This is a genomic window from Plantactinospora sp. KBS50, assembly GCF_002285795.1.
Taxonomy (GTDB): Bacteria; Actinomycetota; Actinomycetes; order Mycobacteriales; family Micromonosporaceae; genus KBS50.
This window is the reverse complement of the sequence record NZ_CP022961.1, coordinates 4,814,464-4,827,810: the sequence shown is the minus strand read 5'-3', so window position 1 is coordinate 4,827,810 and position 13,347 is coordinate 4,814,464. Positions and strand designations below refer to the sequence as shown.

Sequence of the window (13,347 nt, the reverse complement as noted above, 5' to 3'; positions counted from 1 at the left end):
GGACGGCCGGAGATCATGCGCTTCCGGGACTGGGCCGACCCGGTGCCGCCGGTGCGCCGGGAGGTGCTCAGCGCGCTGCCCGCCTCGGACGACGGCCGGCCGCCGCTGCTGTTCGTGCCGGGGTTCGGGCACGGTGCGTGGATCTTCGCGGAGAACTGGCTCGGCCACGCGGCCGGTCGCGGCTTCCCGGCGTACGCGGTCAGCCTGCGCGGGCACGGTGAGAGCGGGCCGGCGCCCGGGGCGGACCTGCGGGCGTACGCGCACGACGTGGTGCAGGCCGCGGCCGGCCTGCCGCGGCGGGCCGTGCTGGTCGGCCACGGCGCCGGCGCGCTGGTGGTCGAGCACGCCCTGGCCCGCTATCCGGCCCGCGCGGCGGTGCTGGTCGCCCCGGTCCTCGGCGGCTGGGGCACCCTCGGTACGGCGCTGCGCCGCAACCCGGCCGGGACGCTGCCGGCGGTGTTCGGCGGCGGGTTGCGGTGCAACCGGCGGCAGCGGTTCAGCCGCGAGCTGCCGGCGGAGGCCGCCGAGGCGTACCTGGCCCGGATGGGCCGCGCGGGGCGGCGCGCCCAGTGGCAGTTGCTCGACCGGCCGGCCGTGGAACCGCCGGTCGGCGATCCGCCGGTGCTGGTGGTGGGCACCCCGGACGACCGGATCGTGCCGCCCGCGGCGCTGGCCCGGGCGGCCGGTCGGCATGCCACGGCCCCGTTGCTGTTCCCCGGCATGGGCCACGACCTGATGCTGGACGCCGGCTGGTACGAGCCGATCGAGGCCATCCTGGACTGGTTGGAGAAGGAAGCCCCGGCGGTCGTCTGACCGGCCCCGTGCCGGTCAGACGACGCCCGCCGGGTCCGCCCGGTCCGCCGCCCGGGGTCAGTCGGCGGTGATGCGCTCGGCCAGCGCCCCGGTCTCGTCCAGGGCGGAGAGGTACGACCGCGCCCACGCCCGGATGTCGTGCGTGCGCAGTTGTTCGCGCATGGAGCGCATCCGGCGTTGCAGCTCGTCCGTCGGGGTCTGCAGCGCGGCCAGCAGGGTGCGTTTGAGGCCGTCCAGGTCGTGCGGGTTGATCTGGAACGCGTCGGTGAACTCGGCCGCCGCGCCGGCGAACTCGCTGAGCACCAGCGCGCCGCCGTCGTCCACCCGGGCGGCCACGTACTCCTTGGCCACCAGGTTCATCCCGTCCCGCAGCGGCGTGACGGCCAGCACGTCGGCCACCCGGTAGAGGGCGGCGAGCCCGGCCCGGTCGAACGGCTGGGTCAGGTAGTGCACGGCCGGCTCGCCGACCCGGCCGAACTCCCCGTTGATCCGGCCGACCTCGCGCTCCACCCGGTCGCGCAGCACCTGGTACTGCGCCACCCGTTCCCGGCTGGGCACCGCGACCTGGACGAGGGCCGTGTCGTGCACCTTCAGGTAGCCGTCCTCAAGCAGTTCGCTGTACGCCTTCAGCCGCTGCTCGATGCCCTTGATGTAGTCCATCCGGTCCACGCTGAGCACCACGTGCCGGGGGTTGCCGAGGTCGCCGCGCCAGCGTCGCGCCCGGTGCAGCACGTCCGGCCGGTCGGCCAGGGTCGCCATCTCGGCCATGTCGATGGAGACCGGGAAGGAGCCCACCCGTACCGCCCGGTCACCCACCATGATCTGCTCGTCGGTGGCGGTGAGGTCGTGCAGCCGGGTGGCCAACTGGGCGAAGTTGTGCGCCGCCTGCGCCCGTTGGAAGCCGACCAGGTCCGCCCCGAGCATGCCGGCCAGCAGCTCGGAACGCCGGGGGAGCTGCATGAACAGCTCCGGCGGGGGGAACGGCACGTGCAGGAAGAACCCGATCCGTACGTCCGGACGCCGTTCCCGCAGCATCGCCGGCACCAGTTGGAGATGGTAGTCCTGCACCCAGACCACCGCGTCCGGCGCCGCGATCTCGGCGACCGCGTCGGCGAACCGCTGGTTGACCCGCTGGTACGCGTCCCACCAGCGGCGGTGGTGCGCGGCCTGCTCGACGGCGTCGTGGTAGAGCGGCCACAGGGTCGCGTTCGCGAAGCCCTCGTAGTGGTCCCGGACGTCCTCCTCGGACAGCGGGACGGCGACCATGCGTACCCCGTCGATGTCCGGCAGCGAGGGCGCCGGGCCGGTGCCGCCGGCCCACCCCACCCAGGTCGCCGGTTCGCGCCGCAGCAGCGGGTGCAGGGCGCTGACGAGGCCGCCGGGGCTGCGGCGCCATTCGCAGGCGCCGTCCGGCAGGCTGTCGTCGACGGGCAGGCGGTTGGCCACCACCACGAGCGATCGTGGGTGCATCGGTTACCTCGCGAGGAGTGGGGGCGGTCGTCGTCGGCATGACGGACGGCCGACCGGAGGAATCGACCTTCTTCGCAGTATTCCTACTGACCCCACGTTGCGCGAATGTTACGGACCGTCGACCGGTCGCGGGGAGTGTGGCTCAGACCACCGCTCCGTCGTCGGGATCGGCGTCGTCGTCCCCCGGGCGCAGCCGCCAGATCAGGGTCACGAATCCGGTCAGGATGCCGGCGAATCCGGTGACCTGGGCCACGTCCCGGTCGATCGGGAGCAGCTCCGGGAAGAGGAACAGGACGAAGCCGAGCAGCACGGCCAGCACGCCCAGCACGGTGTACCGGGACAGCCGGGGCAGCGGTGGCGGTGGCGGCGGGGTGTAGCCGTCCTCCGGGTCGTCGGGCAGGTCGGCCCCGAAGGTGTCCAGGCCGTCCAGCAGGGACCGGTCGTCCCGGTCGTCCAGGGAGATGCCGGAGATGTCGGTGGCCGAGGTCAGCGGCCGGACGCCGGGCGACCGCGCCGGGCGCGGCTCCGGGTTCGTGCCGGGGCCGACGGGCGGCGGTGCCGTCGGATCCGCCACCACGTCCTCCACCGCCGGCCAGGGCCGGGCCGCGGTCTCGACCTCAAGATGGTAGCCCTCGATGATCTTCGACCAGGCGGCGTCCACGTCCGGATCGGGCTCCGAGCGCTCCGCCTCGGGCGGCCCGCCGTCGTCGGCCAGCTGGGTCAGGTAGTTGCGCGCGGTGGCCAGGTGCGTCCGGTCGACGTAGAGCCGGTCGGTCGGCCGGGGCGGCACGGTCGTGGTCCGGGTGACCGGATTGAGGTCGGCCGAGGGTTGCAGGTACGCGGCGATGCCGCCGGCGGCCAACACGTCCAGCAGGTGCTCACCGACCCGCGGATCGACGTCACCGACGACCGCGAACTCACTCGCGTCGATCCCGTTGTCCCGGCGGCCTCGCCGGGCCCCGCCCCCTGGCACCGGACATCCCTCCCTCGCCGACGCGCGTGCCCGGCGGCGGATCTCCGCGGTACACGTACGCCGTGCCTTGAATCCTGACACGCCGGCCACCGGTTCCGGGAGTGCGTTGTGGTGCGGCGTACTGCTCCATCTGCTCGACCCGGCCGCCGTGCCGACCCTCATCCGGCCGATCGGGTCCGCCGCCCCAGCCCGGTGGACGGGTCGGCGGGCCGGATGAGGGAAGGTCGGCGAAGCGCAAAGTCACCTTCGTCACAAAGACGGATCATCTCCCCGCTAAGGGATTGAAGGGGCGGCATCCGTGGCCGCCTACGGACGGTCGAGCCCGGCCAGCCGGAGCAGGCCGCCGGCCTGGTTGCGCGCGGCGAACTCGCGCACCGCGGCGACCTCGGCCGGACCGCCGCCGACACCCACCAGGAACGCCGTGGCCAGCACCTGATCGGTCCGGTCCGGCATCCCCGCGTACAGTGCGGCGGCGGCGGCGTACGCCTCGGCCGCGCCGGCCCGGTCACCGGCGGCGGCCGCCAGGGTGCCCTCGGCGCAGCGCCGGGCGGCGCGGGCCCACGGCGTCTCCCGCGGCGTGCGGTCGAGCATCCGCAGCACCAGGTCGGCCGCCTTCCCGCCGGCCACCGCGGCGGTGTGCCCGGCCGCCGTGATCCACTCCATGAAGGCGATCATGGTCGTCTGCCGGTAGTCGGCGTCCAGTTCCGTCAGCAGGTCCACGGCCTGCTCGGTGCGGCCCTGCACGGCCCGGCAGAGCGCGGCCTGGGCGAGCGTCGAACAGATCACCCGGTGGAACCCGCTGCGCCGGGCCGCCGCCAGCGCCTGCTCGACCTCGTCCTCGACGAGGTCCGGGTCGAACCCGTCGCGGGTCGCACCGGCCCGCGGCGGCTCGTCCCGCAGCGCCCGCATCCAGCCGGCGACCGCCACGATGTGCAGGTCCCACTCGGCCGTGGGGCGGTCGGTGGCCTCGTCCGCGGCCTGCACCGCGGAGGTCCAGTCGCCCGCGTAGTAGGCGTCGGTGAACCGCTCGGCGAAGCTGACCGCCAGGCTGTGCCCGCCGCCGATGTCGATCGACGCCTGCTCCTTGACCAGCAGGGCGGAACCGCCGAGGTCGCCCTCCTCCTGCAACGCCCAGGCCAGGTTCCCCACCGCCCGCCGGCGGCTGGTCAGGCCGAGCGACCGGCAGTGCTCGGTGACCTCCCGCAGCTCGTCGACCGCCGCCGGGACGCCGGACATGTACCGCGCGGCGGCCAGCGTGATCCGGGCGTTGGCCTCGACCTCGGACAGCTCCAGCCGGCTGGCCAGGTCGACCGCCGACTGGGCGGCCACGCAGGCGGGCTCGGTCTCCGCGTTGATCATGTGCACCCGGGCCAGCTCCAGCAGGGCGGTCGCCTTCCCCTCGGAGGCCGGCAGGTCCTCGTACAGCCCGATCGCCCGGTGCAGGCAGACGAGCGTCTCGGCCCGGTCGGCCCGGCGCCAGGCGGCGGTGCCGCGCAGCGTCCAGGCCAGCGCGGCCCCGTCCCGGTCGCCGGCCGTGGCCAGCCGGTCGGTCAGCTCGGCCAGCCGCTCGGCGCCGTTGTCGTTGAGGAAGGCGTCGCTGTCGCGGTAGAGCGCCACCTCGGCGGCGAACAGGTCGAGGCCGAGGTCGGCCGGCAGGTCCAGCCGCAGGGCCCGGTTGATCAGCGTCTCCGCGGCCTCCAGCGCGTGCAGCGCGTACGCCCGGCGGGCCGCGCGCAGCAGCGCCTGCCGGGCCGGGCGGGCGTACGGCGTGGGGTCCAGGCCGACGGTGCGGGCGATCTCGTGCGCCGCCCACCGGTGGTTGGCCAGCACCTCGGTGAGGTCGTTCTGCTGCCCGTCGGAGACCTGCTCCAGCCAGTCCGCCGTGCGCTGGTGCCGGGCCACCCGCTCGGAGCGGGGCAGCCGTTGGTAGCAGATGTCCCGGACCAGCACGTGCCGGAAGCGGTACTCCGGCTGGTCGCCCATGGCCGAGGCGGCCTGCTCGTAGACCAGGTCGCGCTGCTGGAGCCGGTCCAGGCAGCGCTCGACCCACTCGGTTCCCCGGCCCACCGCGGCGGCCACCGCGCCGGGCCAGAAGTGCGTCCCCACCACGGCGGCGGCCTGGAGCACCGCGCGGTCCGCCGCATCGAGCAGGTCGAGCCGGTTGGCGATCACCGCCTGTACGGTCCGGGGCATCCGGGGTACGTCCGTACCGCTCGGAACGAGTCCGCTGGGCCGGACCATGCCGCCGTCGACAAGCATCCGGGTGTACTCCTGGGCGTACAGCGGGTTGCCGTCGGCGAACTCGATCAACGGTTCCAGCACGTCCGCCGGCAGCGCGGCCTGCCCGAGCAGCAGCGAGTAGAGCGTGGCGATGTCCGAGTCGTGCATCGGCGGCACCGAGATGGAGATCGCGCCGCTGATCGCGCTGGTCCAGGCCGGCTGCCGCTCCCGCAGCTCCGGCCGGGCGGTGGCGATGATCAGCAGGGGCAGGCCGCGGGCGGCCGCGCCGAGCTGCTCGATGAAGTGCAGCATCGGCTGGTCGGCCCAGTGCATGTCCTCGAACACCAGCACGGTCGGGCCGGCCGAGGTCAGGGTGAGCAGGAAACGCCGCCAGGCCGACTCCGTCTCGCCCGGACCGAGGCGTTCGCCCCGCACCCCGACCAGCGGCGCGAGGGCGTCCGGCAGCGAACCGCGGTGCCCGTCGGGCAGCCGGGCCAGCCGGGCGCGCAGCCGCTCGGAGCGGGTCGCCTCGTCGTCGCTGTCCAGGATGCCGGCCCAGGACTTGACGATGTCGGCCAGCGCCGCGTACGCGACGTTCTCCCCGAACGGCGGGCAGTGCCCCACCCACCAGCCGACCCGCCGCCCGGGCAGGCTGGCGGCGTGCCGGGCCAGCTCGCGCAGCAGCCGGCTCTTGCCGACCCCGGCCGGCCCGAAGACGGTCACCAGCTGCGGTACGCCCTCGTGCACGGTGCGGTGCAGCGCGTTGACCAGCAGGCCACGCTCGTGGTCCCGGTCCACCATCGGGGCGAGTTCGGCGGTGTACAGGTCGTCGCGGGGTCGGGCGCGGCTGGCCAGCCAGACCTGGCTGACCGCTGAGCGTCCGCGCAGCGTGACCGACCGCTGTTCGACGTACTCCATCTCCCGCTGTGTCGCGGCGTAGGTGGCCTCGTCCACCACGACGCCGCCGATCGGGGCCAGGGACTGCAGCCGGGATGCGGTGTTCACCACGTCCCCGGTCACGAACGCCTGCCCGCCGTCCCGGGCCGCGGCGTGGTTGACCAGCGCCTCTCCGGTGGCGACGCCGACCCGGAAGCCCATCGGCGGGTGGTTGGCCGCCGGCTGCCGGGCCAGCACCCGCTGGAGTTCGAGCCCGGCGCGCACGCACCGCAGCGCGTCGTTGTCGGTGGCCACCGGTGCGCCGAACATCGCCATCACGGCGTCGCCGATGTACTTCTCCACCACCCCGCCGTACTGACGGACCAGTCGGCGGACGGCGGAGAAGTAGTTCTGCTGGAGGGTGCGGGCCTGCTCCGGGTCGGCGCGTTCGGCGTACGCGGTGAAGTCCGCGATGTCGATGAACAGGACGCTGACCTGCCGGCGGTCCTCCTGGGCCGTCGGTGCGGGCTCGTTCAGCGGCTGCCCGCAACTGGTGCAGAAGCGGGCATCAAATGCACTCTGATGTCCACAATGGACGCATTGTGGAGCAAGACTGCGACCGCAGCCGGCGCAGAAGCGGTCGTCCGGGCCGGCAACGCGTGAACAATTCGGACACGTCACGCTGTCTCGTAGCTCCGTCGGGTCGCAGGAGGCTCCAGTATGTCCGGGTGTCGCAAGGTCCGGTAACGGACTTGTAGCCAATCTGACGATCTCTTGGCCATGGCGGCAGCGCCGCTAGCCTTTCGGCTGAAGGTCATTCATCCCGAGGAGGCCACAATGTATGTTCGGCTGGCGTCGGCCTGGACCGACCTCAGCGGAGCTGTGCACCAAGCAGGCGATGTCATCGACGTCGACGTGGTCACCCTCGCCGAACTGGAGGAGCTAGGAGTGGTTGAGGAATACGACGGTTCCGACGGCAATGCCAACGGCACGATTGACGGTACGGCACACGTGAACCGCATTGGCCCCGGCCCGACCGCACCCGGAGAGGGTGCCGAATCGGACACGAGTTCCACCACGACGAAGGACAGCCTGAAGCCAAAGGGACTCATCGGTCCTGGGCCGACCGCCCCGCCCCCCGACTGACCGGGCAACGGGACTGTCCGGACAGTCGATGCGGTGGGGTTTGCGACGCCGGTCAACCAGCATGGTTGGCCGGCGTCGCGCATGCCGGCGTACGGCGGGACCGCGCCGGTCGGGCCGGTCTCGCTCTCGCCGGTCTCGTGGGTCTCGCCGGTCCCGCGGGTCTCGCGGGTCTCGCCGGTCTCGCCGGTCTCGCGGCGGCGCTCAGCGGTCGACCATCCCCGCCCGGCGGCGCAGCGCCCCGACGTCGGTGACCACGATCCGGCGGCCCTCGGTGCGCAGCCAGCCCCGGCTGGCGAACGACCCGATGGCCTGGTTGACGCTCTGCCGGGAACCGCCCGCCATCTCGGCGAGCTGGCTCTGGTTCAGCTCGATGGTGATCATCGACGCCTGGCTCTCGCCGGCCAGCCGAACCAGCGTCTTGGCCACCCGACCCGGCAGGTCGAGGAAGACGTAGTCGGCGTTCTGGTCGGTGAGCCGGCGGATCAGCCCGCCGAGGGAGCGCATCACGGCGTCCAGGATGCGCGGGTTGGAGTGCACCAGCTCCATGAACGCGCCTCGGCTCAGCGCCAGCGCCGTGGTGTCCTCGATCGCCTCGGCCGAGGTGGACCGGGTCGAGGCGTCCAGCAGCGACACCTCGCCGAGCACGTCCGGCGGGCGCATCACGGTCAGGATGGCCCGCTCACCGGTGGGCGCGGTCCGGAACACCGCCACCGCCCCGCGGCGCAGCACGATCAGCGACTCGCCCGGGTCGTTCTCGACGAACAGCAGCTGGCCCTTGCGGTACGTACGCGGCACCGCCGCGGCGATCACGCGCTGCCGCGCCTCCGGTTCGAGACCGGCGAACATGTCGACTCCGGCGAGCGCGTCGCCGGGCTCCGGTAGGCGTCCCTCCACGGCCAACCCCTCCCCGCTACGGACCACCTCCCGCGTCCGGACCTACCCAGCCCGGGCGCGTGCCGTTACTGCCGATCCCCACCGGCAACGGCACACATCAGATCATGACTGTCCTGTCGCGTGCTGTACACCCCTCAAATCGTTTCCGTGACAGTTCCGCCGCTGGTGGCGGGGCACGATGATCGGTAGATCCGCCACCGAGGTGGGGGCCGTACGGGGGCGGGGCGGATCGGGCCGCGGGGCGGCGCGGTCGGCCGGAGTGGGGGCGGGGGTGCTTCATCCGGCCGACCGCGGCGGACCCGCCCGCGGGAAGATCCGCCCGGTACGCCAGGATGATGACGATGGTGTACCGCTACTTTTACGACTGCGAGTTCATCGAGGACGGCCGGACCATCGACCTCGTGTCGATCGGCGTCGTCGATGAACACGGTCGCGAGTTCTACGCCGTTTCCACCGAGTTCGACGACCGCCGGGCGATCCCCTGGGTCCGTCGCAACGTGCTGGACAAGCTGCCCTCGCCCGCGGACCCGGCGTGGCGCAGCCGGGACCGGATCCGGGACGACCTGTACGCCTTCCTGACCGAACCGGTCCGGGACCGGCCGGGGGAGCGGATCGAGCTGTGGGCCTGGTTCGCGGCCTACGACCACGTGGTGCTCGCCCAGCTCTGGGGACCGATGCCGGCGCTGCCGCGGGAACTGCCGCGGCTGACCAAGGACCTGCGCCAGCGGTGGGACGATCGGGGCCGGCCGGCGCTGCCGGAGGCCACCGGCCGGCACGACGCGCTGGTGGACGCCCGACACAACCTCGCCCGCTGGCGGGTGTTGGAAGGTTGACCCGCTGCGGCGACCCGTACCCTGGAGGTCAGCTTCTGGCCGTCGGCACCGGCGGCTAGAGTGCGCACTGACGGCCCGCCCCGGGCCGGCAACGACGCCGCGGTCTGACCTGACTTCGACCCTGGGGCTCGACGGGCTGATCGAGCCTTCCGAGAAGGAGAAGCAGCTCATGCGTATCGGCGTGCTGACCGGCGGCGGGGACTGCCCCGGCCTGAACGCGGTGATCCGGGCGGTCGTCCGCAAGGGTGTTGCCAACTACGGCCACGAGTTCGTGGGCTTCCAGGACGGCTGGCGCGGCCCGCTGGAGGGGCTCAGCCGGCCGCTCGGCATCGCCGAGGTCCGCGGGATCCTGCCGCGTGGTGGAACGATCCTCGGTTCCTCCCGGACCAACCCGTTCAAGATTGACAACGGGGTCGAGCGGATCAAGGAGAACCTCGCCGCGCAGGGCGTGGACGCCCTGGTCGCGATCGGCGGCGAGGACACGCTGGGGGTCGCCACCAAGCTGCACGACCTCGGCGTGCACGTGGTGGGCGTGCCGAAGACCATCGACAACGACCTCGGCGCCACCGACTACACCTTCGGGTTCGACACGGCCGTCAACATCGCGATGGAGGCGATCGACCGGCTGCACACCACGGCCGAGAGCCACCACCGGACGCTGGTGGTCGAGGTGATGGGCCGGCACGCCGGCTGGATCGCCCTGCACGCCGGGCTCGCCGGCGGGGCCAACGTCATCCTGCTGCCCGAGCGCCGCTTCGACGTGGAGCAGGTCGCCGGGTACGTGGAGAAGCGGTTCCAGCACCAGTACGCCCCGATCGTGGTGGTGGCCGAGGGCGCGCAGCCGCTGGACGGGCAGATGGTGCTGCACAACCAGGAGCTCGACGCCTTCGGGCACGTCCGGCTCGGCGGCATCGGTCAGTGGCTGGCCGAGCAGCTGGAGGCGAAGACCGGCAAGGAGGCCCGGACCGTGGTGCTCGGGCACATCCAGCGCGGCGGCACGCCGACCGCGTTCGACCGGGTGCTGGCCACCCGGCTCGGGCTGCACGCGATCGACGCGGCCAACGACGGCGACTGGGGCAAGATGGTGGCCATGCAGGGCACCGAGATCGTCCGGGTGCCGCTGGTCGAGGCCACCGCCGAGCTGAAGACCGTGCCGCTGGAGCGGTACACCGAGGCCGAGGTCTTCTTCGGTAGCTGAGCTGCCGGAGGTGGCCCGCCGTACCCCGGCCTGCCGCGGTCAGCTCTGACCGCCGCGCCGGACACGGCGGGCCATCCTCCGGGATGCTCGCGTCGTCCCACCGGGCGGCCGGGTTGCGTTCGGCGGCCGGGGACGGGATGAGGAGGGGCGATGGCGGCGGGGGCACACACCGTGGCCGTGATCGGCGCGGGCAAGATCGGCGAGCTGGTCCTGTCGGGACTGCTGCGCGCCGGTTGGCCCGCCGGGAAGCTGCTGGCCACGGCCCGCCGGCCGGGCCGCAGCGAGGAACTGGCCGACCGGTACGGCGTACGGATGGTGGACAACCTCACCGCGGTGGCCGAGGCCGACGTGCTGGCCGTGGCGGTCAAGCCGCAGGACGCCGCGACCCTGCTGGCCGAGATCGGGCCGAAGGTGCCGGCCGACAAGCTGGTGATCTCGCTCTGCGCCGGCCTGCCCACCGCGTTCTTCGCCCGCCGCCTCGGCGAGGGCACCCCGGTGGTGCGGGTGATGACCAACACACCGGCGCTGGTGGACGAGGCGATGACGGCCATCTCGGCGGGCCAGCACGCCACGGACGAGCATCTCGCGCTGGCGGAGGAGATGTTCACCCCGCTGGGCGCCACCATCCGGGTGCCGGAGGCCCAGCAGGACGCGGTCACCGCGCTCTCCGGGTCCGGTCCCGCGTACTTCTACTATCTGGTCGAGGCGATGACCGATGCCGGCATCCTGCTCGGCCTGCCCCGCCAGGTCGCCCACGACCTCATCGTGCAGACCGCGATCGGCTCGGCCGTCATGCTGCGGGACTCCGGCGAGCATCCGGTCAAGCTGCGGGAGGCGGTGACCTCGCCGGCCGGGACCACCATCTCGGCCGTGCGGGAGTTGGAGAACCACGGCGTCCGGGCCGCGCTGCTCGCCGCGCTGGCCGCCGCCCGCGACCGCGCCCGCGAACTCGCCGCACAGGCGGACTGATCCCGCCGCCGCGCGGCGGGGACTGTGGTGCGGCCGGGACTGTCGTGCGTGGCCGGGACTGTCGCGCGGCGAGGGCTGTCGCGCGGCGAGGGCTGTCGCGCGGCGAGGGCTGTCGCGCGGCCGGGTCGGCCGGCGGTACGGCGCCGGCGAACACCACGACGTTGTCCCGGTAGTGCCGGGTGCGCCGGTCGAAGGTGCCACCGCAGGTGATCAGGCGCAGCTCGGCGTCGGGGGTCGGCCCGTAGACGGCGGCCGTCGGGAAGCCGTCCTTGGGGTAGCGATCCACCGAGGTGACCCGGAACGTCACCGTACCGGCGCCGCGGAGCACCTCGATCAGATCACCCGGACCCAGCTCGCCGAGCCGGGCGAACACCCCCGGCGCGGTGGCCGAGTCGACGTGCCCGGCGAGCACGGCCGGCCCCACGTCGCCCGGCGCCGGCCCGCCGCCGTACCAGCCGGCCTGGTCGTAGTCGGTGGGTGGAACCAGCTCGCCGGAGGGGTCCAGACCCAGCACGGCGAGCGACGAGTCGATCCCCAGCCGGGGGACGCGGACCCGGCGGGGCGGTCCGGTGAGTCCGGCCGGGTCCGCGGCGGCCCACGGCTGCGCGCCGCCGCCGGTGTCCGGCACGCACTGCCGGGTGCAGGCCGGATACCAGCTCGGCACCGGGGCCGGCGCGCCGGCGGTCAACGCCAGCGCGGCGCCGGTGGTGGCGCACAGCAGCAGACCCACGGCGCCGCCGGCGCGTACCCGGGACCCGGGCCAGCGCCCGCGGTGCCGGACGATGCTGGCGTCCCGACCGCCCGGGAGGCGGTCGCCCGGGGCGCCGCTGTCCTGGAGGCCGCTGTCCGGGAGGCTGCTGTCCGGGAGGCCGCTGCCCGGGGCGCCGCCGGGCCGCCCGCCACCGGGCGGGGCGGCGTTCACCAGGTGGTGCGGGCGCGGCGCCGGATCGCCGGTCCGGCCGCGGCGGCCAGGCCGGCGGCGGCGAGCAGGGCCAGCGCGCCGAGCGCGAGCGGGAGCGGGAGCCGGGATCCGCCGCCGGGGGCCGTGCCGCCGCCACCGGCCGCCACCCCGCCGGCCGGTACGACGGTGCCGCCCCGGGCGTCCGTCCGCAGCTCGGTGCGCAGTCCGCCCCCGTCGGCGTCGAGCACCAGCAGCGAGTACACGGCGCCGCCGGCCAGCGTGACGTCCGTGCTGGTGGGTCGGGCACCGGGCGGGGAGAGCTGGAGCCGCCAGGATCCCGGTTGGACGTCCGCGTATCCGGTGGTGGTGCCGAACTGCACGCCGGTGGCCACCGTCGGCCCGTTCTCGGCGGCGACGTCCAGCACCGGGGCCTTCACCGACGCCTGCACCACGCGGACCTTGGCGCGGCCGTCCGGCGGCGCGGTCAGGTCGTCGTCCAGGACCCGCAGGCCCAGGTCGGCGTAGCGGCCCACCCCGGCCACCGTGTACGCCTGGCCGGCGGTCACCGCGACCTCGGTGGTGAGCACCGGCGGCTGGTCGGCCGGCGCACCGGCCTTGCGCATGGCCACCGCGTACCGGCCGGCCGGCGTCGGCAGGTACGGGGAGAGCTGGCCGTAGCCGACGGCCCGGAACACCTGCGGCTCGGCCCCGGCGGTGGCCTTGCTGAGGTAGACGTCCACCGCGGGCGTGTCGGGGGACAGGTGGGCCAGCCGTACGTAACCGACGGGCGCGGCGGCCAGGGCGGTGGCGGCCGGGCCGAGCGGCACGACGGACAGCACGGCGGCCAGCAGCACGGCGCCGGCTCGGGCGAGTCCGGGCCGGGGTGGACGGATTCCGGGTGCGGGGGGTGTCATGCCGCCTCCTGTGCAGGTCAGTTCCGCACCACAGTCCCGTCTGTGGGACTCTCGTGCAAGTCGACACCGCGGTGCTGACCGATTTCTGACCGGCACGGGGATGATGGGGTGTCCGTTGCCCGTGGCTTTTGTCGGGGAAG

General features: G+C 74.0%; 10 protein-coding genes and 1 pseudogene. 5 read left to right on the top strand and 6 right to left on the bottom strand.

The window, feature by feature from the left end; all coding sequences use genetic code 11:
- The first annotated feature begins 15 nt into the window (after positions 1-15).
- A complete protein-coding gene (locus CIK06_RS20665) occupies positions 16-813 on the top strand; it encodes an alpha/beta hydrolase (protein ID WP_095566215.1) in 798 nt (265 codons plus the stop codon).
- A gap of 57 nt (positions 814-870) precedes the next feature.
- Here the strand turns inward: CIK06_RS20665 and CIK06_RS20660 are convergent, their stop codons facing one another.
- The 3 genes from CIK06_RS20660 to CIK06_RS20650 all read right to left on the bottom strand — a co-directional run bounded on the left by CIK06_RS20660 (position 871) and on the right by CIK06_RS20650 (position 7,033).
- Complete coding sequence (locus CIK06_RS20660; protein WP_095566214.1) at positions 871-2,283, bottom strand: trehalose-6-phosphate synthase; 1,413 nt, start codon at positions 2,281-2,283, stop codon at positions 871-873.
- Between the two features lie 142 nt (positions 2,284-2,425).
- Positions 2,426-3,256, bottom strand: a complete 831-nt coding sequence (locus tag CIK06_RS20655; protein WP_095566213.1) for a hypothetical protein — start codon at positions 3,254-3,256, stop codon at positions 2,426-2,428.
- A 306-nt stretch (positions 3,257-3,562) separates the two neighbouring features.
- Positions 3,563-7,033 carry an adenylate/guanylate cyclase domain-containing protein gene (locus CIK06_RS20650; protein WP_095566212.1) on the bottom strand — a complete coding sequence of 1,157 codons (3,471 nt, stop codon included), beginning with the start codon at positions 7,031-7,033 and terminating at the stop codon, positions 3,563-3,565.
- A 99-nt stretch (positions 7,034-7,132) separates the two neighbouring features.
- On the opposite strand from CIK06_RS20650, the gene CIK06_RS20645 reads away from it, so the two are divergent.
- Entirely contained in the window at positions 7,133-7,498 is a 366-nt protein-coding gene (locus tag CIK06_RS20645) for a hypothetical protein (protein ID WP_095566211.1), read from the top strand.
- Between the two features lie 201 nt (positions 7,499-7,699).
- Here the strand turns inward: CIK06_RS20645 and CIK06_RS20640 are convergent, their stop codons facing one another.
- Complete coding sequence (locus CIK06_RS20640; protein ID WP_095567995.1) at positions 7,700-8,392, bottom strand: Crp/Fnr family transcriptional regulator; 693 nt, start codon at positions 8,390-8,392, stop codon at positions 7,700-7,702.
- 341 nt (positions 8,393-8,733) lie between these two features.
- Here CIK06_RS20640 and CIK06_RS20635 point away from each other — a divergent pair, with 341 nt between their 5' ends.
- From CIK06_RS20635 to proC, 3 genes are all read left to right on the top strand, one after another.
- Positions 8,734-9,225, top strand: a complete 492-nt coding sequence (locus CIK06_RS20635; protein WP_095567994.1) for a polyadenylate-specific 3'-exoribonuclease AS — start codon at positions 8,734-8,736, stop codon at positions 9,223-9,225.
- Between the two features lie 169 nt (positions 9,226-9,394).
- Positions 9,395-10,423, top strand: a complete 1,029-nt coding sequence (locus CIK06_RS20630; RefSeq protein ID WP_095566210.1) for a 6-phosphofructokinase — start codon at positions 9,395-9,397, stop codon at positions 10,421-10,423.
- Between the two features lie 150 nt (positions 10,424-10,573).
- Positions 10,574-11,392, top strand: coding sequence for a pyrroline-5-carboxylate reductase (gene proC / locus CIK06_RS20625; RefSeq protein WP_095566209.1), 819 nt, complete (start codon positions 10,574-10,576; stop codon positions 11,390-11,392).
- Between the two features lie 202 nt (positions 11,393-11,594).
- On the opposite strand, the pseudogene CIK06_RS31500 reads toward proC, so the two are convergent.
- A pseudogene (locus tag CIK06_RS31500) lies at positions 11,595-11,906 on the bottom strand (sortase domain-bontaining protein); the annotation flags it as partial.
- A gap of 404 nt (positions 11,907-12,310) precedes the next feature.
- The gene (locus CIK06_RS20615) at positions 12,311-13,207 is read right to left on the bottom strand and encodes a DUF4397 domain-containing protein (protein WP_095566208.1); all 897 of its coding nucleotides are present in this window, start codon (positions 13,205-13,207) and stop codon (positions 12,311-12,313) included.
- Between the last annotated feature and the right edge of the window lie 140 nt (positions 13,208-13,347).

Bases quoted from the DNA above. Each gene is read 5' to 3' on its own strand.
- CIK06_RS20630 (WP_095566210.1), top strand. From the start codon at position 9,395: ATGCGTATCGGCGTGCTGACCGGCGGCGGGGACTGCCCCGGCCTGAAC.
- proC (WP_095566209.1), top strand. From the start codon at position 10,574: ATGGCGGCGGGGGCACACACCGTGGCCGTGATCGGCGCGGGCAAGATC.
- CIK06_RS20645 (WP_095566211.1), top strand. From the start codon at position 7,133: ATGGCGGCAGCGCCGCTAGCCTTTCGGCTGAAGGTCATTCATCCCGAG.
- CIK06_RS20660 (WP_095566214.1), bottom strand. From the start codon at position 2,283: ATGCACCCACGATCGCTCGTGGTGGTGGCCAACCGCCTGCCCGTCGAC.
- CIK06_RS20615 (WP_095566208.1), bottom strand. From the start codon at position 13,207: ATGACACCCCCCGCACCCGGAATCCGTCCACCCCGGCCCGGACTCGCC.
- CIK06_RS20665 (WP_095566215.1), top strand. From the start codon at position 16: ATGCGCTTCCGGGACTGGGCCGACCCGGTGCCGCCGGTGCGCCGGGAG.
- CIK06_RS20635 (WP_095567994.1), top strand. From the start codon at position 8,734: ATGGTGTACCGCTACTTTTACGACTGCGAGTTCATCGAGGACGGCCGG.